Raw genomic sequence first — 23,496 nt, forward strand, 5'->3', positions numbered from 1 at the left:
GGGGCGTTCCATTATGGTCGGCTCCTGCGACAACACCGGATCCAGGTCGTCCCTTCCCGTCCGGCCGGGCCGCTCGCGTGTCCGCCATCACGCGCCGAGCCGCGTTGACAGGCCGTGAGGGCCCTCCCGATACTGACTCATCATTCAGTAACTCGCCGGCTTCGGCACCCCCGCTCCCCAGGAGTCCGCATGACCTCCCCCCTGCTGTCGCTCACCTGGACCGACCACGTCACCGGTCGCGAGGGCTTCCTGGTCGTCGACCGGCTGGTGCGCGGCGTCTCCAGCGGCGGCCTGCGGATGCGCGAGGGCTGCACCCGGGACGAGATCGCCGGACTCGCCCGTGGCATGACCATGAAGGAGGCCCTGCACTACAACCCCGAGGGCCGGTACATCCCGCTCGGCGGCGCCAAGGGCGGCATCGACTGTGACCCGCGCGACCCCGGGGCGTACGGACTCCTGGTGCGCTACCTGCGGGCCATGCGGCCGTACATCGAGAGCGTGTGGACCACCGGCGAGGATCTCGGCCTCACCCAGGACCTGGTGGACAGGGCCGCGGCCGAGGCCGGTCTGGTCTCCTCCGTACAGGCCGTCTATCCGCTGCTGGAGGACGAGGCCGCGGCCCGGCGGCGCCTCGCGGACGCGTTCGCGACCGATGTGGACGGCATCGGCCTGGACGAACTCGTCGGCGGCTGCGGCGTCGCCGAGTCGGTGCTCGCGGCCCTGGACCGGGCCGGTGTGCCCCACCGGGGGACGCGGGTCGCCGTGCAGGGGCTGGGCACCATGGGCGGCGCCACGGCCCGCTTCCTCACCCGCGCGGGACTGACGGTGGTGGCCGTCGCCGACGTCAAGGGCACGATCGCCAACCCGGCGGGGCTCGACGTGGAGGCGCTGCTCGCGGGACGGGACGCGTACGGGACCGTGGACCGCGGTGTGCTGCGCCCGGCCGACCGTGAACTGCCGGGCGACGCCTGGCTGTCCGCCGACGCCGAGGTGCTCGTACCGGCGGCCGTCTCGTACGCGATCGACAGCGCCGGCCAGGAGCGGATCACGGCCCGCTGGATCGTCGAGGCGGCCAACATGCCGGTCCTGCCGGAGGCGGAGGAACTGCTGGCCGCGCGCGGGGTGACGGTGCTGCCGGACGTCGTGGTCAACTCCGGGACGAACGCCTGGTGGTGGTGGACGCTCTTCGGCGACATCGGGCCGGACGCCGACGAGGCGTTCGCGTACACGCGCCGCTCGATGCGTGACCTGGTGGAGCTGATGCTGACCCGCGCGCAGGCCGACGGGACGACCCCGCGGGCCGCGGCGCACGCCATCGTCGCGGACCGGCTGCCGGTGATCGCGGAGCGGTTCGGCTGGTACCGGTGAGCGGTGCCGCCCGGGACGACCGACTAGGGTGACCGGGTGGCGAGAGTCCGGTTGAGCGTGGCGCAGCGGCGGGAGGAGCTGCTGCGGGCCGCCGTGGAGCAGATCGAGGCACGGGGCGTGGCGGCGGTCAGGATCGCCGACGTGGCCTCGGCGCTCGGGGTGAGCAACGCGCTGGTGCTCTACCACTTCTCGACCAAGGAGAAGCTGGTCGCCGCCGCCTTCACCCACGCCGCCGAGGAGGACCTGGCTCAGCTGCGCAAGCTGCTCGGCCGCCGTACGACGGCGGTACGGCGGCTGCGGTCGGCCGTGCGCTGGTACGCCCCCACGGGACAGGCCAAGGGCTGGCGGCTGTGGATCGAGGGCTGGGCGGTGGCCCTGCGCGAGCCCGCGCTGCAGGAGGTCACACGGGACCTCGACCGGCAGTGGAAGGCGGCCATCGCCGAGGTCATCTCGGCCGGCGTGGCGGGCGGCGAGTTCGTCTGCCCGGACCCGGGCGGCACGGCCCTGCGCCTGACGGCGCTGCTCGACGGGCTCGCCGTACAGCTGACGTCGTACGCCGGTGCCGTGTCCCGGGCCCGCGCGCAGGAGTGGGTGGACGAGGCGCTGGCCCGCGAACTGGGGCTCGCCCGGGAGGCGTTGACGGCATAGCGGTGGGGCCGGCGCGCACACCGGCCCCCTCCGTACCGCGTGCCCGCTCAGGCCACGGCCGCGATCCGCTCCTTGATGTCGTGCGGGGACAGCGCGCCCTTGGCGGTCACGTGGTCACCCGAGGACTCTCCGCGCAGCCGGCGTCCGATCCACGGCACCAGGTACTCGCGCGCCCAGTGGACGTCGTCGCGCCGGACTTCGAGGGTGCCGCGCGGCGGGAGCGCCGGCCAGAGCTGCTCCGGGTCGGCCGGCACGTCCAGGCCGAGGGCCAGGCCCGCGCGCAGGGCCACCCGCGTGTGCCCCTCGGGCGAGAGGTGCAGCCGGTCGCCGTCCCAGGCCCGCCGGTCCTGGACGGACTTCAGGGACCACAGGTCGAGCACCGGGCAGCCGTACCGGTCCGCGACGGCGCGGACATGCCCGTTGTAGGTCGCGATCTTGCCGCGCAGGTGCTTGAGCAGGGGCACACCGCGGGTGTCGAAACCGGTCGTCACCATGACCGTGCCGGATACGGCGGTCAGCGCGGCGATCGCGTGCTCGAACCGCTCGGCCACCTCGTCGGGGTCGGTCCCGGGGCGGAGGATGTCGTTGCCGCCCGCGCAGAAGGAGACCAGGTCCGGCGCCAGTTCGACGGCCTGCGGAAGCTGGTCGGCCACGATCTGGTCGAGCAGCTTGCCCCGCACGGCGAGGTTCGCGTACGTGAAGTCGCCCTCGGGCCGCCGGTCCGCGAGAAGCACCGCGAACCGGTCGGCCCAGCCGACGAACGCCCCGTCGGGGCCGGGGTCGCCGACGCCCTCGGTGAAGCTGTCCCCCAGCGCCACGTACGACCCGATCACTGATCTGTTGTCACTCTTCGAATCGTCTGCCACATCGGCCCATGATTCCCCTTCGAATGTGACCTACGCGACCGTAGGCAGGGGTTGACGGACGGTGAGATAAGCCACTGCTAAAGAGTTGGCCAACCAGGGAATAAGGACGTCGGGGGCGACGGCTCTCCGGTCAGCCGACGGCCACGCCGTGCGCGCGGAGGTAGGCGACCGGGTCCACGTCGGAACCGTAGCCGGGCGTGGTGCGGATCTCGAAGTGCAGGTGCGGGCCGGTCACGTTGCCCGTCGCGCCCGAGAGACCCACCTGCCGGCCCTCGCCCACGGTCTGCCCGGCCCAGACGGAGAGCTGGGAGAGGTGGGCGTACTGGGCGTAGTAGCCGTCGGCGAGCCTGATGACGACCTGGTTGCCGTACGCGCCGCTCCAGCCCGCGGAGACGACGGTGCCGGCGCCCACGGCCTTGAGCGGGGTACCGGTGGGGACGACGAAGTCGACGCCCGTGTGGTAGCCGCTGGACCACATGCCGCCCGCCACGCGGTAGCCGGTGCCGACGGCGCCACCGGCGACCGGGAGGGTGTAACCGGTGCCGGTGGAGGCGCTGGGCGCGGTGCCGGCGGACGTGCCGGGAGCCCCGTCGGTGGTGGCGGCGGCCAGCGCGAGGTCGGGCGCCGGGACGGAGGGGGTGTCCGTGGACGACGACTTCGCCGACGAGGACTCCACAGCCGACCCTGCGCGGGCCTTCGCGCCGATGCTGAGCTTCAGGCCCGGGTGGATCAGCGACGGGTCGGCGCCGACGGCCGCGCGGTTGTCCTGGTAGAGCCGGTGCCAGCCACCGCTGACGTGCTGGGCGTCGGCGATCTTCGAGAGGTAGTCGCCGGAACGGACCGTGTAGGTCCGGGCACCCGCGCCCTTGTCGGCCGTCTTCTTCTGGACGGCCTTCTTCTCGACGGACTGCTTCTCGGCGACCTGCTGGTGGACCACCGGGGCGGACTGCGCGGCCTGTCCGGAGACGGACCCGGCGGGGATCTGGGGCGTCGCCGCGTGCGCGCCGACGGCCCCCATGAGCGGAAGGGCGAGTGCGGCGCCGCCGGTTCCGGCGACGGCGATCGTGCGTGTGAAGCGCTGGGCCTTGGGGCGGCGGTGCTTACCCTTCGCGGGCATGACGAATTCCTCTCCGGCGCCTGCGAGGTGAGCTGTCGGGTGCGGGCTGGAGATGCCCGGCCGCGCTCGCCGCGCGGCTGTACCCCAAGCCTGTTCCGGAGACCGGAACAGGCGGTGATGCCTGTGGGTCCCCCGCTCCTGCCGGACACGGGTGAGTGTGCGGGAACCGGGCGCCGGCAGGACTGGGCGTCCGCCCGGATTGGTGGGGAAGTTAGGCGAGTGAGACGCGAGGGGACAAGCGTCCGTTTCCGGAAGTGCCCGAATTGCTTGATCCGTGACGGGATTTACCGGTCACGCTCCGTCATCCCCGCGCCCCTCATTCACTGATTCCCTGGGAAAACACCTGAATTACGTGAACATGCCGGGCGACACACGGTCACCGGTATGACGCTCCTCACGCCTCGCCCGACAACTTCCCCCATTCCGGAGTGATTCAGAACTAAATTCGCGATTCGGGCATTTCACTCAGACGCGACGGAGACGGATGACCGTCGCGTCGAGGTCGCCCCGCAGCCCCGTACGCATCCCGTGATGCAGCAGCACCGCACCTCGGTGAACTTCGCCCGTTTCATGGCATTTGTACGAAGCCTCCGGATCGAGCCCTCGCAGCCGCAGCGCGGGCACGGGCTCGCCGTACCGCTGCGCCTGGAGGCAGGCGAGGACGACGGTCTCGTCCCCCCGGACGTACTGCACGGCGCTGAGTCCGCCCTGCGGCGCCCGCAGCCGGTAGAGGTCGCCGTGCTGCACGAGCGGGCGGATCTCCTTGTAGAGAGCGACCCAGTCCGCCGCCTCGGCGAGCTCCTCCTCGGTCCACCGGGTGAGGTCCCCGCCGACGCCGAGCACGCCGGCCATGGAGCTCACGAACCGGAACCGCAGCGAGCTGGCGCGGCCGTTGAGCTGGACGTTGGGGCTGTCGGTGACCCAGGCGGCCATGACCCGCGCGGGATGGATCTGGGTGAAGCCGTGCTGGATGGCCAGCCGGTCGAGCGGATCGGTGTTGTCGGAGGTCCACACCTGGTCCGTACGGCTCATGATCCCCAGGTCGATCCGCCCGCCGCCGCCGGAGCAGGACTCGAAGGCGACGCCCGGATGGGCCGCCCGCAGCCGGTCCAGCAAGGCGTACAGGGCGCGCACGTGGTCGACCCACAGCCGCTGGGGATAGGGCTCGCCGGGCCAGCCGGCGTCGGTGAAGCAGCGGTTGAAGTCCCACTTCACGTAGTCGATCGGGGCACTGTTGAGGAGGGTGTCGAGCCGCTCCCAGAGGTACTCCTGGACATCCTCGCGCGCGAGGTTCAGTACGAGCTGATTACGCAGTTCCGTCCGCTTTCGCCCCGTCTGGTACTGCACCCAGTCGGGGTGCGCCCGGTACAGGTCGCTGTCCGCGTTGACCATCTCGGGCTCGACCCAGATCCCGAACTGCATGCCGAGGGCGTGCACATCGTCGGCGAGGGGCTTGAGGCCGGCCGGGAAGCGGTCGGGGTTCGGCGTCCAGTCGCCGAGCCCGGCCCGGTCGCTGGTGCGGGCTCCGAACCAGCCGTCGTCGACCACGAACAGCTCGACGCCGATCCCGGCGGCGTGCCGCGCCAGCGCCCGCTGCTGCTCCTCGGAGATGTCGAACTCGGTGGCCTCCCAGGAGTTGAACAGCACCGGCCGGTCCTGGTCCGCCAGCGGGACGATGTACGTCCGCTGGTAGGCGTGCCAGGCACGACTCGCGCCGCCGAAGCCGCCGTCGCTCCACAGACCGGCGAAGACCGGCGTGGTGAAGGACTCCCCCGCCGCCAGCCGCAGCAGGCCCGATTCGTCGTAGCCCGCGCCGCCGGTGATCTGCACGCGCGCGTCGGGGAGTTGCGCCACGGCTATCCGCCAGGACCCCGACCAGCCCAGCGCGCAGCCGTAGACCTCGCCGCGTTCCTCGGTGGCGTCGGTGTCGAGCGCGACCCAGGGCAGGTGCTGGTGTCCGGTGTGGCCGCGGCGGCTGCCGATGACCTGCTCGCCGTAGGTGAGGTCGGAGCGCGTCAGCCGGGACTCGGCGGCCCACCGGCCGTGCAGCTGGGACAGGCGCCAGCCGTCCCGGTCGGGCAGGGTCCAGGCGGCGGAGTCGGCGCGCAGCACCTCCAGCGGCGCCGACCCCTGGTTGTCCAGGGTCGTCCAGCGCTCGACGACGTCGTCACGCGTCCGGTAGTGCAGCGTGACCACCACCCCCGCGTCCTGGAACCGCAGCCGCAGCTCCTCGCCCTCGGTCTCGTACCCGTCGAAGCGCCACTCGGTGCCCCGCCGCTCGTCGGTGCGCAGGGACAGGGCGGGCCGGACGAAGCGGGCACCGCCCTCGACGGGGTACTCCTCGCGTCCGTCGAGCGGGGACTCGAAGGGCCAGTAGTCGGGCAGCGGACGGGTCGCGAGGGCTTCCGCGTCGGCGAGCCGGATCCTGGGGCCCCAATGCAGGTGCAGAAGTTCGTCGTCCTCGGTGAGATGGACGGCGTAACTGCTCTGCGGTCCCGACAGCAGCCAGGTACGGCCGTTTCCCGCGATCTCCAGCATCAGTGCCTCACAGAGTCGAACAGACGTGAACAGGTACCAACAGGTGTGGTCAGACCCCAACATCATCAAGGTCTGGGTGCCTCTCGGGCAATGTCCAGCGGACAAGTCGTCGCCACGGACCGCCGCACCCGCGCGGGCCCATGGACAGATCGTCGCCGAGAGCCGCCGCCCTCGCCCCGGCCTGTGGACAAGTCGGCGCCCGCGTCCGCCCTGGCCGCCCCGCCTGTGGACGACCCGTTGCCCCAGGAATCCATGTCGTATCGTCGAGAGCGCATCCCCGTCGGCCACCCGCCGAGCCGCGCCGCCGGGGCGAGCGGGAGGAGCCCCCCTTGACGCAGCAGGTCCCGTCGACCGAACCCGAACTGGCCGGAGTGCGCAACTTCCGTGACGTGGGCGGGCTGCCCACCGTCGACGGACGGCGGGTGCGGCACGGCGTGCTCTACCGCAGCGGCCATCTCGCGCACGCGACCGACGAGGACGCCGCGTTCCTCTCCTCCCTGGGACTGCACACCGTCTTCGACTTCCGCAACGCGGCGGACCAGAAGCTGGAGGGCCCGGACGTCGACCTGCCCGGCGTGCGCAATGTGAACCTGCCGCTGTCGGACCCGGCCGACGGCGCCGAGTTCTGGAAGATGGTCCGCGACGGCGAGATCGAACAGCTGCGCGGTCTCCTCAGCGACGGCAAGGCCGCACACCGGATGGTCACGTCCTACCGCACGATCGTCCGGGAGCGCACCCGGGAGCACTCGCAGGTGCTGCACTCGCTCGCCGAGGACAGCGTCCCCGCCCTGATGCACTGCGCGGCGGGCAAGGACCGCGCCGGACTGTCCATAGCCGTGACGCTGCTCGCCCTGGGCGTGGAGCGCGAGGCGATCCTGGCCGACTACCTGGAGTCCAACGCCAAGCACCGCCGGTACAAGGTGCGCCGCAGCGGCTCCTCCTCGGCGGGGTACTCGCCCGAGGTCATGGAGTTGCTCAGTCCCCTGTTCGACGCGCGCGCGGAGTATCTGAGCGCGGCCCTCGAGACCGTCGAGGAGACCTGGGGCGGCGTCGACGCCTACCTGGAGCAGGGGCTCGGACTGACGCCGCGGACCCGGGAGCGGCTGCGCGAGCGGCTGCTCGACTGACGCCGTCCCCGCGGGCCCGCGGCGGCTCCTACTGCTGGGCCCCGACCTCGAAGAGCAGCCAGATGAACGCCGCCAGGACATGCCCCACGGCGATGTAGATGATCAGCCGGATCCAGAGGGAACGGGGGAACTTCTCCTCCATGTCGCTCATGGCGTCACTCCAGGGGTCGGGCCGAGGCACAGCGCGGCCGTCGGGCTCTGCAACAGGGTGTGGACGAACAGGAGCTCCAGACCTTCCGGATCCTGTGCGGCGATGCGGTGCGGGGTCAGCGAGTCGAAGTGCGCGCTGTCGCCCGGTTCCAGCAGGTGCGTGGCGTCGCCCAGGCGCAGCCGCAGCCGTCCGGCGAGGACGTACAGCCACTCCTCGCCGGGGTGCACGCGCACGATGTCGCCCTGGGAGCCGTGGGGCACGTGCACCCGCAGGGCCTGCATCCCGCGTCCCGGCGACCCGGCCTGGCGGTAGGTCCAGCCGCCCGCCAGGGTCGGCTCCATGTCACCGGCCCGCAGGACGGCGTCCCGGTCGGGGACCGTCTCGCCGAGCAGTGCCGAGACCGTCGTACTGTAGATACGGGCGAGCGCGAGCAGCATCGGCAGCGAGGGCTGGCGCTGTCCGGTCTCCAGACGGGAGAGGTGGGCGGGCGACAGCCCGGCGGCGCGGGCCGCCGCCTCCAGGGTCAGGGAGGCCCTCTTGCGCAGGTCGCGCAGCTGCGGCGCCACCGCCGGCAGGGTGTCGGCCTGCCCGAGCGGTGACTCGGGCACGGCGTCGGAGGAGGTCATGCCTCCATTGAGCCGGAATTTTGCCCCAGCGGCAAATTGTTTGCCTCAGAGGCAAATCCCTCCCGTCCGCAGAGGCGGATCTCTCGGTCCACAGAGCAGATCTCTCCGCCGGCCTCCTCGTCCGCCGGTCCGCCTACCGGTTGGCTACCGGTTGGCCACCGCCTGCTTGACCAGCGTCTTGCCGAAGTCCCACATCAGACCGCCGCCGCTGTGGGCGTCGTCCATCACCTCGGTGAAGGCGTCGACGAACCGGTCCACCTCCCGCTCGCCGACGATCAGCGGCGGGATCAGCTTGATCACCTCCAGATGATCTCCGGAGACCTGGGTGAGGATCCGGTGCCGCTGGAGCAGCGGCACCACCACCATCTGCGCGAACAGACCCTTGCGCGCGGCCTGGAGCATGGTCCAGCGGCTGCGCAGCTTCAGCGACTTCGGCCTGCCGAACTCGATACCGATCATCAGACCCCGGCCGCGGACGTCGGCGAGCAGCTCGTACTTGTCCGTCAGCGCGGCGAGCCGGGACCTCAGCAGGTCGCCGGTGGCGCGGGCGTTCGCGACGATCTGCTCGTTCTCCATGACCGACAGCACGGCGAGCCCGGCTGCCATCGCCTGGGCGTTGGACCCGAAGCTCGCCGAGTGGACCAGCACCCGGTCCATGGACGAGTAGACCTTCTTGAAGATCCAGTCCTTGCCGAGCGTGGCGCCCACCGGCACATAACCGCCGGAGAGCGCCTTGGCCACGCACACGAGGTCCGGCTCGACGCCGTCCTCGTGCTGGTAGGCGTAGAAGTCGCCGGTCCTGCCGAGCCCCGTCTGCACCTCGTCGGCGATGAGCAGCGCCTTGTGCCGGTGCAGCAGTTCCTGCGCGGCGCGCAGATAGCCGGGGGGCGCCTCGTGGACGCCCTTGCCCTGGATCGGCTCGACGACGAGGGCCGCCACGTCCCCCTTGCGCAGCTCCCGGGCGAGCGCGTCGAGGTCGCCGAGCGGGACGGCCGTGTCGGGCAGCAGGGGTGCGAACCCGTCCCGGAAGCCGGACTCGCCGTTCACGGAGAGCGAGCCGGTGGTCAGCCCGTGGAAGGCGTGGTCGCAGTACAGGACGCGCTGCCTGCCCGTGGCGTACCGGGCGAACTTCAGCGCGGTCTCGACCGCCTCCGTGCCGCTGTTGCCGAAGAACACCCGGTCCAGGTGCGGGCTGTGCGCGAGCAGCTTCTCGGCCAGCAGTCCGGGCAGCGGCTGGCAGTCGAAGCGGGTGAGGTCGGCGAGGCCGGCGTCCAGGACGTCGTGCAGCGCCTTGCGGACCACCGGGTGGTGGCGTCCCAGGCCCATCACGCCGAACCCGGCGAGCATGTCCAGGTAGTCGTCGCCGTCCGCGTCCCAGAAGTACGCGCCTTCGGCCCGCACGTAGACCCGGTCGAAGCCGATGGTGTGCAGCATGCGCGGGAGCTGGTGGTTGAGGTGCTTGGTGTGCAGCTCGTAGCGCTCGGCTCCGCGCTCGGCCAGCAGCGCGGCGAGGTCGAACTCCTCGGTCATTCGGGTTTCTCCTTGACTGCCAGGCTTGCGCTGATCCGTCCGGCGACCTCGACCGGGGTGAGGCCGATGTCGGCGAGCACCTCGCCGCGCTTGGCATGGGCGAGGAACTGTTCCGGGATGCCGAACCGCCGCACGGGTACGTCGACGTCGGCGTCGCCCAGCGCGAGCGCGACCGCTCCGCCGACGCCGGCCGCGCGGCTGTTGTCCTCGACGACGGCCACCAGCCGGTGAGCGGCGGCGAGGCCGGGGAGCGCCGGGTCGACGGGCTTGACCCAGCGCGGGTCGACCACGGTGCAGCCGATGCCGCGCGCTTCGAGGAGCTCGGCGGCCTGGAGGCAGACCGGCGCCATGACGCCGACGGCCACCAGCAGCACCTCGGGCGTCTCCGGGCCGTGGTGCAGGATGTCCAGGCCGCCCACGTGGCCGACGGCCGGGATCCGTGGGCCCACCGACTCCTTCGGGAAGCGCACCAGCGTCGGCGCGTCGTCCACGGCGACGGCCTCGCGCAGCTGGGCACGGAGCTGGTCGGCGTCGCGCGGCGCGGCGATCCTGAGGCCCGGGACGACCTGGAGCACGGACATGTCCCACATGCCGTTGTGCGAGGCGCCGTCCACACCGGTGACGCCGGCCCGGTCGAGGACGAAGGTGACTCCGCAGCGGTGCAGCGCGACGTCCATGAGCAGCTGGTCGAAGGCGCGGTTGAGGAAGGTGGCGTAGACGGCCACGACGGGGTGCAGGCCGCCGGTCGCCAGACCCGCCGCCGAGACGACCGCGTGCTGCTCGGCGATGCCGACGTCCCAGACCCGGTCCGGGAAGCGGGCGGCGAACTTGCCGAGGCCCACCGGGTGCAGCATGGCCGCGGTGATCGCCACGATGTCGTCCCGCTCCTCGCCGATCCGGACGATCTCCTCGCCGAACACCGAGGTCCAGGACGGTCCGCCGGCCGGTGTGAGCGGCTCGCAGGTGAGCGGGTCCATCACGCCGACGGTGTGGAAGCGGTCCTCGTCATGGGCGAGGGCGGGTTCGTAGCCGCGTCCCTTCTCGGTGAGGCAGTGGACGAGGACCGGTCCGTGGAAGCGCTTGGCGCGGCGCAGCGCGGACTCGACGGCCTTGAGGTCGTGCCCGTCGATCGGTCCGACGTACTTCAGCCCCAGGTCCTCGAACATGCCCTGGGGCGCGAAGGCGTCCTTGAAACCCTTCTTGGCGCCGTGCAGCGACTCGTAGAGCGTGTGGCCGACGACCGGGGTCCGTTGCAGTACGTCCTTGCCCCAGGCCAGGACCTGTTCGTAGCCGTCGGTGGTGCGCAGGGTCGCCAGGTGGTTGGCGAGACCGCCTATGGTCGGCGCGTAGGAACGTTCGTTGTCGTTGACGACGATGATCAGCGGCTGGTCCTTCGCGGCGGCGATGTTGTTGAGCGCCTCCCAGGCCATACCGCCGGTGAGCGCCCCGTCGCCGATGACCGCGACGACGTGGCCCTTCTCCCCCCGCACCTGGCGGGCCTTGGCGAGGCCGTCCGCCCAGCCGAGCGCGGTGGAGGCGTGGCTGTTCTCCACGATGTCGTGCTCGGACTCCTCGCGCGACGGATAGCCGGACAGGCCGCCCTTGCCGCGCAGCTTCGAGAAGTCCTGACGCCCCGTCAACAGTTTGTGCACATAGCTCTGATGGCCGGTGTCCCAGACGATGCGGTCGACCGGTGACTCGAAGACCCGGTGGAGCGCGATGGACAGTTCCACCACCCCCAGGTTGGGTCCGAGGTGCCCCCCGGTCCTGGCGACCGCGTGCACCAGGAACTCCCTGATCTCCTCGGACAGTTCGCCGAGATCCGCCTCGGACAGCGCCTTAAGGTCGCGTGGTCCCCGGATGCTCTCCAGAATCGTCACGCTCGGGCCCCCTTCGGTCCGTGCTGTTCAGCTCACGGTGACGGCCGGCTCCCCCGCCGCGACGCCGTCCTGCTCCAACTGTTCGGCGATCTTCATGGCCTCTTCGATCAGGGTCTCCACGATCTTCGACTCGGGGACGGTCTTGATGACCTCGCCCTTCACGAAGATCTGCCCCTTGCCGTTGCCGGAGGCGACACCCAGGTCGGCCTCACGGGCCTCGCCCGGACCGTTCACCACACAGCCCATGACCGCCACACGCAACGGGACCTCCATGCCCTCAAGACCCGCCGTGACCTCCTCGGCCAGCTTGTAGACGTCGACCTGGGCACGGCCACAGGACGGGCAGGAGACGATCTCCAGGCCGCGCTGCCTGAGGTTGAGGGACTCCAGAATCTGGTTGCCGACCTTGACCTCCTCCACGGGAGGCGCCGACAACGACACGCGGATGGTGTCGCCGATGCCCTGGGAGAGGAGCGCGCCGAAGGCGACCGCCGACTTGATCGTGCCCTGGAAGGCGGGACCCGCCTCCGTCACGCCCAGGTGCAGCGGGTAGTCGCACTGCGCGGCCAGCTGCCGGTACGCCTCGACCATGATGACCGGGTCGTTGTGCTTCACCGAGATCTTGATGTCCCGGAAGCCGTGCTCCTCGAACAGCGACGCCTCCCACAGCGCCGACTCCGCCAGCGCCTCCGGCGTCGCCCTGCCGTACTTCTGCAGCAGACGACGGTCCAGCGAACCCGCGTTCACCCCGATCCGGATCGGCGTCCCGTGGTCCTTCGCCGCCCGCGCGATCTCCTTGACCTTGTCGTCGAACTGCTTGATGTTGCCCGGGTTCACCCGCACCGCCGCGCAACCCGCCTCGATCGCCGCGAACACGTACTTCGGCTGGAAATGAATGTCCGCGATCACCGGAATCTGCGACTTGCGCGCGATCGTCGACAACGCGTCCGCGTCATCCTGCGTCGGACACGCCACCCGCACGATCTGACACCCCGACGCCGTCAGCTCCGCGATCTGCTGCAACGTCGCACCGATGTCCGACGTACGCGTCGTCGTCATCGACTGCACCGAGACCGGCGCGTCCCCGACGGCCACCGGCCCGACCTGGATCCGCCGCGACTCGCGTCGCTCGGCGATCGGCCGGGCCGGCACCTCGGGAACGCCCAAGGAGACGGCCGTCATGCCGTCACTCGCGGTTTCCCGAGATGGTCTCGCGCATGGCGCGCAGCGACTCCTTCAGCGATCCCATGGTGGCGAGGACGGCGGTGGGTTCGTAGCCGCAGTGCGCCATGCAGTTGGCGCAGCGCGGGTCCTTGCCGCGGCCGTACTTGTCCCAGTCGGTCTCCTCGATCAACTCGCGGTACGTCGGCACGTATCCGTCGCTCATCAGGTAGCAGGGGCGCTGCCAGCCGAAGAGCGAGTAGTTCGGGATCGCCCACGCCGTGCACGGGAAGTCGACCTTGCCCTCCAGGAAGTCCAGGAAGAGCGGGGAGTGGTTGAGCCGCCACTTGCGCCGGTTGCCGCCCGCGAAGGCCTTCTTGAACAGCTCACGGGTCTGCTCCACGCCCAGGAAGTGCTCCTGGTCGGGCGCCTTCTCGTAGGCGTAGGCGGGAGAGATCATCATCTCGTCGACGCGCAGGTCGTCGTTGAGGAAGTTGAGCACCTCGATGATGGTCTGCGGGGTGTCGGTGTTGAAGAAGGTCGAGTTGGTGGTCACCCGGAAGCCGCGCCGCTTGGCCTCCTTGATGGCCGCCACGGCCTCGTCGAACACGCCCTCCTTGGCCACCGACTCGTCGTGCCGCTCGCGCAGCCCGTCGATGTGCACGGCGAAGGCGAAGTAGGGAGAGGGCGTGAACTTCTCCATCTTCTTGCGCAGCAGGATGGCGTTGGTGCAGAGGAAGACGTACTTCTTCTTGGCCACCAACTGGCGCACGATCTCGTCGATCTGAGGGTGCATCAGCGGCTCGCCGCCGGCGATGGAGACCATGGGGGCACCGGATTCGAGCACCGCCCCGACAGCCTGGGCGACCGGCATGCGCTGCTTGAGGACACCCGCCGGATGCTGGATCTTGCCGCAGCCCTCGCACTTCAGGTTGCACGCGAAGAGCGGTTCCAGCTCCACGATCAGAGGGAACTTTTCCCGCTTGCGGAGCTTCTGTTCAGCCAAGTATGTAGCGACCTTGATGGACTGACGCAGCGGCATGGCCATCTGGGCTCACCTCCTGGGGAGCAGCAAAGAACGGTGCCATTCGAAGAAAGCGGGAAGAACGGAACGAAGAACGCGGAAAGCCGATATTCCACCGCGCACCGTGCCGATCCGGACCAGTTCATGTTCAGGAGCGTCCACGACCACCCGTACGGCCGCAACCGGGCGTTCCCCGGCCTGTACGGCACTCAGCAGCGTGGCGGCCGATTCCATGTCGACCGCGATGGCGCCGGTCGCGAGCAGATCGGACCGCTCCGGTCCGCGCACGACATGGTCGGAACCGATGAGGGGCCCGGTGTGGACGGTGCGCCCGGGCAGAGTGCGCACGAGTTCCTTGACGAGCAGTTCGGTGCCGAGGCACGGAACGTTTCCGCGCGGGTCCCGGGTCTCCTCGGCGACCACCAGGTCGCCGGGGTGCATGCCCGGGGCGAGTCCCGCGCAGAAGCCGGTGGCCAGCACGGCGGCCTCGGTGAGCGGCGGGTCGGCCAGCACCCGCGCGACCGAGCGTTCGGCCGCCCTGGGCCCCATGCCGGTACGCAGGACCGTGACCGGGCCGTCCGCGCCGCCGCGGTCGCCCAGGCGCAGCGCGAGGTGTTCGATGCCGAGCGCGCAGGCGATCAGCAGCGGGGCCCCGGCCGGCTTGGCGCTCATCAGCCCTCCTTGGCGGCGGCGAAGGGCTCCCCGTGCACGTAGCGGCCGAGCGCGGTGAGCGGGAAGACCTGACGGTAGAGGTGGTAGTTGATGGAGAAGTCCCAGGGGAAGCCGGTCCCGGTGAAGTACGGCTCGTCCCAGGAGCCGTCCGCCCGCTGGGTGGTCACCAGCCACTCGACGGCGCGTTCCACGGCCTTGGAGGCGCGCTCCCCCGCCGCCAGCAACGCCATCAGCGCCCACGCGGTCTGCGAGGCGGTGGAGTCGCCTCTGCCGCTCCATCGCGCGCCGTCCTGGTAAGAGCGCAGATCCTCGCCCCAGCCGCCGTCGTCGTTCTGGACCGACTCCAGCCAGTTCACGGCCCGGCGGATCGCCGGGTGCGAGGCGGGCAGTCCGGCGGCGGTCAGGGCCGGCACCACCGAGCCGGTGCCGTAGATGTAGTTGACGCCCCAGCGGCCGAACCACGAGCCGTCGGACTCCTGTTCGGCCAGCAGCCACTCGATACCGCGCCGGGTGCGCGGGTCGTGGGACATGCCCTCGACGGCGAGCATCTCGACGACGTGCGCGGTGACGTCGGCGGACGGCGGGTCGATGACCTCCCCGAAGTCGCAGAACGGCAGCCGGTTGGGGAACGGGCTGGTGTTGTCGACGTCGAAGGCGCCCCACGCCCCGTTCTTCGACTGCATGCCGAGGTTCCAGCGCACCCCGCGCCCGATCGCCTTCTCCATGCGCTCCGGGTCGTGGTGCTTGATCCGGCGCAGCGCGAGGACGACCTCGGCGGTGTCGTCGATGTCGGGGTAGTTGTCGTTGTGGAACTCGAACGCCCAGCCGCCCGGCGGGAGTCCGGGCCGCTTGACCGACCAGTCGCCGGGCCGCACGATCTGCTCGCCGAGCATCCAGTCGGCGGCCTTGACGAGCTGCGGGTGGTCGGCGGGCAGCCCCGCGTCGGCGAGCGCGATGGCCGCCAGGCAGGTGTCCCACACCGGGGACTGGCAGGCCTCGATCATCCGGGCGCCGTCCTCGCGCCAGACGGCGAACCGGTTCAGCGACTCCAGTCCCGCGCGCATCACGGGGTGTTCGAGGTCGTAGCCGAGCAGGGAGAGCGCGATGACCGAGTACACGGCCGGCGGCTGGATACCGCCCCAGCAGCCGTCGTTCTCCTGCCGCTCGACGATCCAGCGGCCCGCCGAGTTCAGGGCCGCCCGGCGCAGTCCGCGCGGCGCGACCTTGCGCAGCACGTGCAGCGCCTTGTCGAGCCGCTGGAAGGCGCCGTTCCAACTCGCCACCGGGGCGAGGGGCTTGGCGGGGTTGGGCTGGGCGGGGTCGGTGTGCAGCTCGTCGAGCGCGAAGGGCGCGGGGCGCACCGGGCGCTTCGCCGAGACGATCGTCAGCGGGACGATGGTCTGGCGGGCCCAGCAGCCGAAGTCGTAGATGTTGAGCGGGACCCACTTGGGGAAGTAGATGATTTCCGGCGGGAGTTCGGGCAGGTCCTCCCACTTCCACCAGCCGAACAGGGCCAGCCAGATCCGGGTGAAGACCCGGGCGGCGGCGATACCGCCCCGGGCGCGGATCCAGGCCGACGCGCGCGCCATGTGCGGTGCGTCCGGGGCGTCACCGGCCAGGCGCAGGGCGACGTACGCCTCGATGGTGGTGGAGAGTTCGCCGGGGCCGCCGTAGAAGCCGGCCCAGGTGCCGTCCTCGCGCTGCTCGCCCCGGATGAAGAGGCCGGCCGCGCGGGTCGTCGTCTCGTCGCCGATGCCGAGGAACTGGCGCAGCAGCAGGTCCTCGGCGTCCATGGTGACGTTGGTCTCGAGGTCGCCCTTCCACCAGCCCTCGGCGTGCTGCCGGGACAGCAGGTAGTCGGTGGCGCCGCGCACCGCGCGCTGGGCGGCTTCGGGTACCCCGGCCGCCGCGGGGGTGCTGATGTCGGTGTCGCTGGCCGCGGCAGCGCGGGGCGGCAGGGCCCCGGTGCTTCCGTCGGTCGTCGCTGTCATGGCTTCCCCTTCGTGCAGTCGTTCGAGTCGTGCTGCTGTGGGTCCGCCGTCGGCCGGTGTGCCACTACCCGCGACACCGGCCGGCGACTACGCGAGGGCTATTCGACCGATAGTGATCATCTCTTTCGTACGACGACGAAGTCGGCGAGCGCGGTGAACCGGGCCCGTACCTGCTCGGGCATGTCGACGGCGTGCAGTGCCTCGATGGCGACGGTGTGCTGCCGGCGTGCCTCCTGGGCGGTCCACTCGCGGCCGCCCGCCTCCTCGATGAGCGCGGCGCGGGCCGCGAACTCCTCCTCGGAGAAGGTCGCGAAGTCGCTGCTCTTGGCGTCGGCGGCGAGGATCTCACCGAGCCGCGTGGAGGCGGGGCCGCCCGCCGCGAGCGCGGCCACCACGGGCAGGGACTTCTTGCGCTGGCGCAGGTCGCTCCAGGTCTGCTTGCCGGTGGCGTCCGGGTCGCCCCAGATGCCGAGAAGGTCGTCGACGGCCTGGAAGGCCAGACCGAGGTGGTAGCCGTACTTCTCCAGGGTGTCGGCGGTGCGGTCGTCCGCGCCGCCGAGCACGGCGCCGATGGAGCTGGCGCAGGCCAGCAGGGCGCCGGTCTTGTTGCCCTCCATCTCCAGGCACTCCTCGACACTGACGCGGTCGCGGTGCTCGTAGGAGATGTCCTGCGCCTGGCCGTCGATCAGGGCACGGGTGGCGGTGGTCAGGCGGCGGGTGGCGCGGCCCGCCTCGACGGTGCCGAGCTCCAGCAGGACCTCGTTGGCGAGGGCGAACAGGGCGTCGCCGACCAGGATCGCCTGGGCCGGGCCGTGCACCTTCCAGACGGTGTCACGGTGGCGGCGCTGTTCGTCGCCGTCCATCAGGTCGTCGTGCAGGAGCGAGAAGTTGTGGACCAGTTCCACGGCGACCGCGCCGGGGATGCCGACCTCGGGGGCGGCTCCGGTGACCTCGGCGGAGAGCACGGCGAGCGCGGGGCGGACGGCCTTGCCGCCGTCGCCGGCCGTGGGGTTGCCCGCCGCGTCGATCCAGCCGAAGTGGTAGGCGGAAACGGTGTCCATGGGAGGCGCCAGGCGGTCGACGGCCGCGCGCAGTACCGGTGTGGCCAGGGTCCGGCCGCGCTCCAGGAGCGCGGTCACGTCCACCGCGTCGGCAGCCGTCGAGGCCGGGGGCACAGTGGGCACAGTTTCTCCTCTTGTTGCGGTGCCAGGGGTGCGGGGGCCTGCCGGGCCGTGCTGATCGAGCATCAGGCCGCCTCCTCGAGGGCGAAGAGGTGGTGGGGGCGGGGCCGGCCCAGGGCGCTGAGCGCGGCGTCCGCCGCGCTCACACCGCTGCGGACCGCACTCTCCATGGTCGCGGGCCACCCTGTGGCGGTCCACGCGCCGGCCAGGTAGAGGCCGGGGGCTCTGGTGCGGGCGCCGGGGCGCAGCCGCCCGACGCCGGGGGTGGGAGCGAACGTGGCCGTGCGCTCCCGGGTCACGAAGAAGTCGCGCACGTGCGCTTGCCGGGCGTGCGGCAGCAGCCGCTCCAGCTCGGGCAGGTAGCGCTCGCGCAGCACGGCGACGGGCTCGTCGATCTCGTCCTGCGCGGCCGACTGGGACAGGGCGAGGTACTGGCCCGTGCGCAGCCCGGAGGCCGCCGTGCGGTCGAAGACCCACTGCACCGGGGTGCCGAGGCCGGCGAAGAAGGGCTTGTCGAGCACCTTGCGGTCGTAGACGACGTGGACGTTGAGGATCGGCGCGGTGCCGATCTCCAGCAGTCGTCCGGGGGCGTCGAGGGCGCCGGGCGGCAGCAGGTCGTGCGTCTCGCGCTGCGGTACGGCGAGGACGACCGCGTCCGCCCGCAGTGTCTCGCCGGGAACCTGAACGCTCCACCGCCCGTTGTCGTTTGAGGAGACGGAGGTGACGCGTGTACGGACTTCGGTACGGACGCCCGCGGAGTCGAGCGCCTTGCGGGCCAGGCGGTCGTGCAGTTCACCCAACGGGACATGCGCCCAGCCGATGTCGGCGGCGCCCGGGTCGGACAGCAGACCGGTCTTGAACACCATCGCGGCGAGCCCGAGGGACGCGTCCTCGGCCACCGCGTTGAGGGTGGCGACCCCCACCAGGTCCCACAGTGCCTCGATGGCCCGCGCCGACTGACCGTGCGCGGCCAGCCAGCTGCCGAAGTCCTGTGTGTCCAGGGCCGGATCGGCGAGGTCGAGTCTCTTGAGCGCCAGTGCGACACGTCCGACCGCGGCGCGTTCGGCGAGCGAGAGATGCGGGTAGGTCGCGAGGCTGCGTCCGAGGTGCAGCGGCACCGGGAGGGCGTCGCGGCGGAGCCTGCCGAGCCGTCGGCCCGCGGGCCGGTCCACGTCGAGTACGGGCACGTCGAGACGATCCTGCAAGGGAGCGAGCGCGGAGCCCTCGATGCGGTCGAGGAACCAGCGGTAGGCCGTGCAGCAGCGCAGGTACACGTGCTGGCCGTTGTCGACGGTCAGTTCGCCGCGCTGGAAGGAGAAGGCCAGTCCGCCGAGTCTGGGCCGGCTCTCGACCAGGGTGACGCGGACACCGGCGTCGGCGAGTGCGAGCGCGGCGGTGACCCCGGCCAGCCCGCCGCCGACCACGACGGCGTGCCGTCCGGCCGCGGCCGTGGCGTCCGCGGGCAGCGCGGGCTGCTGTGCGTCGCTCATCGTGCACCCTCCCCTGCGGACCTGTCGTGCCGCTCGAACCGTGCACGACAGGCCGTTGCAGTCAGGGACGCCGCCCCCGACCGGAGGGTTGCGTGCCGCATTTCTCCGGTGGAATCACCTTGGCCCACATTGTCCATCAGGCGCGCCTCCGGATGGTCCGCCGGGACACGTGCCGGGTGTCGAGTCCGGACAGTCCGCGCACGGCGACGTAGGCCTTCTCGCGTCCGGGCAGCGAGACCCGGCCGCGCAGCACGGCCTCCGGGTCGCGCTCGATGCGGTCGAGCAGACGGCGGTAGATGCCGGCCATGGCGGCGACGCAGGCGCCGCTGCGCCGGTCGAGCATGGGCAGCAGCCCGTAGCCCTCGGCGAAGAGGGCCCGTGCCCTGCGTACCTCGAAGTGCACGAGGCCCGCGAAGTCGGAGCCCTCCGGCGGCTTGGGTCCCTTGAACCCGGCCGAGCAGCCGAACTTGGCGAGGTCGTCGGCGGGCAGATAGGTACGGCCGCCCTCGGCGTCCTCGCGGACGTCTCTGAGGATGTTCGTGAGTTGGAGCGCGAGCCCGAGTGTGTCGGCATACTCCGGCGCGCGCTCGGCACCGCGCGCCCCTCGCTCGGTACCGAACACCCCGAGCGACAGCCGCCCGATGGCGCCGGCCACGCACCGGCAGTAGACCTTCAGGTCGTCCCAGGTCTCGTAGGTCTCGCCGCGCACGTCCATCTGCACGCCGTCGATGAGCTCGTCCAGGCCGCCGAGCGGGATCGGGAAGGCCTCGGCGGCATGCGTGAGGGCGACGGCGACCGGGTCGGTGTCGTCCTCGTCGACCCCGCCGTCCCGGATCCGGGCCAGCAGCGCCCGGGTGTCCTCGAGCCTGGCCACCTTGACGTCGTCGGCCAGCGTGCCGTCGCCGATGTCGTCGACACGGCGCGAGAACGCGTACAGCGCCGACATCGCGCGGCGCTTGGGCGTGGGCAGCAGCCTGATGCCGTACGCGAAGTTACGGGCCTGCTGCCCGGTCACGGCCTCGCAGTAGCTGTAGGCGGCGAGTACCGGTGCGGACACGTGCTGTTCCGACTCCACGGTCCGGATCACCCCTCTCCTCGCAGAGTCACGCCCACCTCGCGCAGCAACTGGAGCTTGCCGGGCTTGGGCGGGCCGGGAAGTACGTCGTATTCGGCGGCGGCGATCGCGCGGACCGCCGCCCTTCCCCCCGCCACGAACCCCGCGAGCAGCAGCTTGAGCCTGCCGTGGACGCTACCCACGAGGGGGGCGCCTTCATTCAGGAGTTCGCGGGCGCGTTGTGCTTCGTATGCGACCAGTGCGCGCACCGACGCGCCCGCGGTGGGCGTGGCGAGATCCGCTTCCTGGACGTGAAAGCGCTTCATGTCCTCGGCGGGCAGGTAGATGCGGTCGCGGCCGAGATCCTCGGCCACGTCCTGGAGGTGCTCGACGATCTGGAGCGCCGTGCAGACCGCGTCGGAGAGACGGATCCGCTCGGGCGTCGAGGTGCCGGTGACGGCGAGGACGAGGCGGCCGACGGGGTTGGCGGACAGCTCGCAGTAGGCCAGCAGGTCGTCGTAGGTCTCGTAGCGCCGCACGAGCTGGTCCTGGCGGTTGGCGGCGATCAGGCCGAGAAAGGGCTCGCGGGCCAGCGAGCGGCGGCGGACGGTCGGCTGGAGCCGGCGCAGCAGGGGATGGCGCGGGGCTCCGTCGAAGACCCGGTTCAGGTCCGCCTCGAAGGCGTCGAGCAGGACGAGCCGGTCCTCGGCCTCCGTGGCCGACACGCCGAGCAGTCGGGCGTCCGCGCCGCCGGGGGCCAGGTCGCCGTCGCCGATGTCGTCGACGAGCCGGGCGAAGCCGTAGACGGCCATGAGGTCGGCGCGCCAGTCCCTGGGCAGGAAGAAGGGGGCCACGGGGAAGTTCTCGCTCGCGGCCTTGTCGAGCGTGCCGCGCTCCGGGTCACCAGTGCGGGCCGGGTCGGTTCCCGTCACCGCGGGCTGCCCTGGGCGGGGACGGCACATGCTGCGCTGAGCTGGGGAGTTTCCGTAGCCATTGCCGTCACATCTCCCGTTCTACACCGCCGACCCAATGCACACTATTTCGGACACGCCGCCCGGCTGTCCGCGCGGCGACCCTGAGGGTGGGTGTCGCGCATTATCGCCCCACTTGCCGTGTTTCGGGACCAGTACAGCTTACGTTGTACAACGCAGTGAGGTTCTCGGGGGTGTCCTGCACATCACAACAACACACCGATTGGTGTCAAGATTCCTAGGCCGGGCAGGAGTTGACGTTTCCTTTGCAGACGCGGGGCCCCGCCGGAACAGTTCCGGCGGGGCCCCGGGCGATTCGGGCTACTTGCCCGTGAACTTCTCGTACTCCTTGAGGACCTCGTCGGTGGGTCCGTCCATGCGCAGCTCCCCGCGTTCCAGCCACAGCACGCGGTTGCAGGTGTCACGGATGGACTTGTTGCTGTGACTGACCAGAAACACCGTGCCGGCCTCCTTGCGCAGCTCCCGGATCCGCTCCTCGGAGCGGATCTGGAACTTGCGGTCACCGGTGGCGAGCGCCTCGTCGATCATGAGGACGTCGTGGTCCTTGGCGGCCGCGATGGAGAACCGCAGGCGGGCCGCCATGCCGGAGGAGTAGGTGCGCATCGGCAGGGTGATGAAGTCGCCCTTCTCATTGATGCCGGAGAAGTCGACGATGCTCTGGTAACGCTCCTTGACCTCCTCCCGGGACATGCCCATGGCGAGGCCGCCCAGGATGACGTTCCGCTCGCCGGTGAGGTCGTTCATCAGGGCCGCGTTGACGCCGAGCAGGGAGGGCTGGCCGTCGGTGTAGACCTTGCCGCTCTCCGGCGGCAGCAGACCGGCGATGGCCCGCAGCAGCGTGGACTTGCCGGAGCCGTTGGAGCCGATCAGGCCGATTGCCTCGCCACGGTAGGCGACGAAGGAGACGCCGCGCACGGCGTGCACCTTGCGCACACCCCGCTCCTCGCCGCGCTTGACGATCCGGCTCAGGGCGGCGGTGGCGCTGCCTTTGCCGGCCTTGGCTCCGTTGACGCGGTACACGATGTGCACGTCGTCCGCGATCACGGTGGGGCGCGTGTCGCGCTGCGGCTGCTCAGCCACGGCCGTACCTCTCCTCCGCCTGCCAGAAGTAGATGAACCCGCCGATGGCGAACAGCGCCGCCCAGCCGCCCGCGGCCGCCCAGACGTGGTCGGGCAGGTTCTCGGAACCGTATTCCTCGATCAGGGCGAAGCGCATCAGGTCCATGAAGATCGCCGCGGGGTTCCACTGGAGGACGGTGGCGACCCACTGCGGCTTGTCCGCGAGCATGATCGGGATGGAGAACATCACGCCGGACGCGTACATCCACGTCCGCATCACGAACGGCATCAGCTGCGCCAGGTCCGGCGTCTTGGCACCGGCCCGGGCCATGATCAGCGCCAGGCCGGTGTTGAAGAGGAACTGGAGGGCGAGGACCGGCACGATCAGCAGCCAGGACAGACTCGGGTAGCTGCCGAAGCCGATGGCCACGATGAACAGCACGAGCATCGAGTACAGCAGTTGCTGAAGTTGCTGGAGCGCGAAGGAGACCGGGAGCGCGGCCCGCGGGAAGTGCAGGGCGCGGACCAGGCCGAGGTTGCCGGAGATCGCGCGCACGCCCGCCATCACCGAGCTCTGCGTGAACGTGAAGACGAACACACCCGTGACCAGGAACGGGATGTACACGTCCATGGGCATGCCGCGGCTGGCCTTGAGGATCAGGCCGAAGATGAAGTAGTACACGGCCGCGTTCAGCAGCGGGGTGGCCACCTGCCAGAGCTGGCCGAGCTTGGCCTGGCTGTACTGGGCGGTCAGCTTCGCCTGGGAGAAGGCGAGGATGAAGTGCCGGCGTCCCCACAGCTGGCGGACGTACTCGCCGAACGACGGCCTGGCGCCGCTCACGGCCAGTCCGTACTTCGAGGCGAGCACTGCCGCCGTGAGGCCCTCGTCGGGCGACGGGGCCGCGCTCACCGCGACTCCGCCGTCATGCGTTGTCTCACTCACAAGTGGAAACTTTCGTCTTCGAGATGCTCGGCCTGTGTGTGCCTGGCACGAGCCCGGGCCGTGGCACAGCCCGCATGT

At 71.0% G+C, this 23,496-nt stretch carries 21 protein-coding genes and 1 riboswitch; of the genes, 3 read left to right on the forward strand and 18 right to left on the reverse strand.

Annotation, left to right across the window (positions count from 1 at the left end):
- Window positions 1-189: 189 nt before the first annotated feature.
- Together ACWCQK_RS01320 and ACWCQK_RS01325 are read left to right on the forward strand one after the other, a co-directional pair.
- Window positions 190-1,368 carry a Glu/Leu/Phe/Val dehydrogenase dimerization domain-containing protein gene (locus tag ACWCQK_RS01320; RefSeq protein WP_451150564.1) on the forward strand — a complete coding sequence of 393 codons (1,179 nt, stop codon included), beginning with the start codon at window positions 190-192 and terminating at the stop codon, window positions 1,366-1,368.
- A gap of 36 nt (window positions 1,369-1,404) precedes the next feature.
- The gene (locus ACWCQK_RS01325) at window positions 1,405-2,016 is read left to right on the forward strand and encodes a TetR/AcrR family transcriptional regulator (protein WP_451150566.1); all 612 of its coding nucleotides are present in this window, start codon (window positions 1,405-1,407) and stop codon (window positions 2,014-2,016) included.
- A 47-nt stretch (window positions 2,017-2,063) separates the two neighbouring features.
- Here ACWCQK_RS01325 and ACWCQK_RS01330 read toward each other — a convergent pair whose 3' ends face one another.
- The 3 genes from ACWCQK_RS01330 to ACWCQK_RS01340 all read right to left on the reverse strand — a co-directional run bounded on the left by ACWCQK_RS01330 (window position 2,064) and on the right by ACWCQK_RS01340 (window position 6,537).
- Entirely contained in the window at window positions 2,064-2,849 is a 786-nt protein-coding gene (locus tag ACWCQK_RS01330; RefSeq protein ID WP_451151764.1) for an SGNH/GDSL hydrolase family protein, read from the reverse strand.
- A gap of 163 nt (window positions 2,850-3,012) precedes the next feature.
- Window positions 3,013-3,999: a M23 family metallopeptidase gene (locus ACWCQK_RS01335; RefSeq protein WP_451150568.1), complete on the reverse strand. Its 987-nt coding sequence runs from the start codon at window positions 3,997-3,999 to the stop codon at window positions 3,013-3,015.
- A gap of 4 nt (window positions 4,000-4,003) precedes the next feature.
- Window positions 4,004-4,160, reverse strand: a riboswitch (cyclic di-AMP (ydaO/yuaA leader).
- 304 nt (window positions 4,161-4,464) lie between these two features.
- Window positions 4,465-6,537: an alpha-galactosidase gene (locus ACWCQK_RS01340; RefSeq protein ID WP_451150570.1), complete on the reverse strand. Its 2,073-nt coding sequence runs from the start codon at window positions 6,535-6,537 to the stop codon at window positions 4,465-4,467.
- Between the two features lie 329 nt (window positions 6,538-6,866).
- On the opposite strand from ACWCQK_RS01340, the gene ACWCQK_RS01345 reads away from it, so the two are divergent.
- Window positions 6,867-7,664, forward strand: coding sequence for a tyrosine-protein phosphatase (locus ACWCQK_RS01345; RefSeq protein ID WP_451150572.1), 798 nt, complete (start codon window positions 6,867-6,869; stop codon window positions 7,662-7,664).
- A gap of 28 nt (window positions 7,665-7,692) precedes the next feature.
- Here ACWCQK_RS01345 and ACWCQK_RS01350 read toward each other — a convergent pair whose 3' ends face one another.
- The 15 genes from ACWCQK_RS01350 to ACWCQK_RS01420 all read right to left on the reverse strand — a co-directional run bounded on the left by ACWCQK_RS01350 (window position 7,693) and on the right by ACWCQK_RS01420 (window position 23,418).
- Window positions 7,693-7,815, reverse strand: a complete 123-nt coding sequence (locus ACWCQK_RS01350) for a DUF6126 family protein (RefSeq protein WP_451150574.1) — start codon at window positions 7,813-7,815, stop codon at window positions 7,693-7,695.
- The gene (locus ACWCQK_RS01355; RefSeq protein ID WP_451150576.1) at window positions 7,812-8,441 is read right to left on the reverse strand and encodes a helix-turn-helix domain-containing protein; all 630 of its coding nucleotides are present in this window, start codon (window positions 8,439-8,441) and stop codon (window positions 7,812-7,814) included. The genes ACWCQK_RS01350 and ACWCQK_RS01355 overlap by 4 nt, the downstream gene beginning before the upstream one ends.
- A gap of 144 nt (window positions 8,442-8,585) precedes the next feature.
- Window positions 8,586-9,971, reverse strand: coding sequence for an aspartate aminotransferase family protein (locus tag ACWCQK_RS01360; RefSeq protein ID WP_451150578.1), 1,386 nt, complete (start codon window positions 9,969-9,971; stop codon window positions 8,586-8,588).
- The gene (gene dxs, locus ACWCQK_RS01365) at window positions 9,968-11,851 is read right to left on the reverse strand and encodes a 1-deoxy-D-xylulose-5-phosphate synthase (RefSeq protein ID WP_451150580.1); all 1,884 of its coding nucleotides are present in this window, start codon (window positions 11,849-11,851) and stop codon (window positions 9,968-9,970) included. The genes ACWCQK_RS01360 and dxs overlap by 4 nt, the downstream gene beginning before the upstream one ends.
- Window positions 11,852-11,878: 27 nt before the next feature.
- Window positions 11,879-13,033, reverse strand: coding sequence for a flavodoxin-dependent (E)-4-hydroxy-3-methylbut-2-enyl-diphosphate synthase (gene ispG / locus ACWCQK_RS01370; RefSeq protein ID WP_451150582.1), 1,155 nt, complete (start codon window positions 13,031-13,033; stop codon window positions 11,879-11,881).
- 4 nt (window positions 13,034-13,037) lie between these two features.
- Window positions 13,038-14,060 carry an adenosyl-hopene transferase HpnH gene (gene hpnH, locus ACWCQK_RS01375; RefSeq protein ID WP_451150584.1) on the reverse strand — a complete coding sequence of 341 codons (1,023 nt, stop codon included), beginning with the start codon at window positions 14,058-14,060 and terminating at the stop codon, window positions 13,038-13,040.
- Window positions 14,061-14,066: 6 nt separating this feature from the next.
- Entirely contained in the window at window positions 14,067-14,708 is a 642-nt protein-coding gene (locus ACWCQK_RS01380) for a phosphorylase family protein (protein WP_451150586.1), read from the reverse strand.
- The gene (shc, locus tag ACWCQK_RS01385; RefSeq protein WP_451150588.1) at window positions 14,708-16,699 is read right to left on the reverse strand and encodes a squalene--hopene cyclase; all 1,992 of its coding nucleotides are present in this window, start codon (window positions 16,697-16,699) and stop codon (window positions 14,708-14,710) included. Before shc ends, ACWCQK_RS01380 begins: the two co-directional genes overlap by 1 nt.
- 116 nt (window positions 16,700-16,815) lie before the next feature.
- A complete protein-coding gene (locus ACWCQK_RS01390; RefSeq protein ID WP_451150590.1) occupies window positions 16,816-17,946 on the reverse strand; it encodes a polyprenyl synthetase family protein in 1,131 nt (376 codons plus the stop codon).
- Window positions 17,946-19,370 carry a hydroxysqualene dehydroxylase HpnE gene (gene hpnE, locus ACWCQK_RS01395; RefSeq protein WP_451150592.1) on the reverse strand — a complete coding sequence of 475 codons (1,425 nt, stop codon included), beginning with the start codon at window positions 19,368-19,370 and terminating at the stop codon, window positions 17,946-17,948. Before hpnE ends, ACWCQK_RS01390 begins: the two co-directional genes overlap by 1 nt.
- A complete protein-coding gene (locus ACWCQK_RS01400; RefSeq protein ID WP_451150594.1) occupies window positions 19,367-19,507 on the reverse strand; it encodes a DUF6380 family protein in 141 nt (46 codons plus the stop codon). Before ACWCQK_RS01400 ends, hpnE begins: the two co-directional genes overlap by 4 nt.
- On the reverse strand, window positions 19,507-20,457 hold the full coding sequence (gene hpnD / locus ACWCQK_RS01405; RefSeq protein WP_451150596.1) for a presqualene diphosphate synthase HpnD: 951 nt from the start codon (window positions 20,455-20,457) through the stop codon (window positions 19,507-19,509). The genes ACWCQK_RS01400 and hpnD overlap by 1 nt, the downstream gene beginning before the upstream one ends.
- Window positions 20,454-21,386 (reverse strand): squalene synthase HpnC, encoded by a 933-nt coding sequence (gene hpnC, locus ACWCQK_RS01410; RefSeq protein WP_451150598.1) that lies wholly within the window; start codon window positions 21,384-21,386, stop codon window positions 20,454-20,456. Before hpnC ends, hpnD begins: the two co-directional genes overlap by 4 nt.
- A gap of 330 nt (window positions 21,387-21,716) precedes the next feature.
- Complete coding sequence (locus ACWCQK_RS01415) at window positions 21,717-22,496, reverse strand: ABC transporter ATP-binding protein (protein ID WP_451150600.1); 780 nt, start codon at window positions 22,494-22,496, stop codon at window positions 21,717-21,719.
- Entirely contained in the window at window positions 22,489-23,418 is a 930-nt protein-coding gene (locus ACWCQK_RS01420; RefSeq protein ID WP_451150602.1) for an ABC transporter permease, read from the reverse strand. The genes ACWCQK_RS01415 and ACWCQK_RS01420 overlap by 8 nt, the downstream gene beginning before the upstream one ends.
- Window positions 23,419-23,496 lie beyond the last annotated feature (78 nt).

Source organism: Streptomyces sp. NPDC002306, from assembly GCF_053593435.1.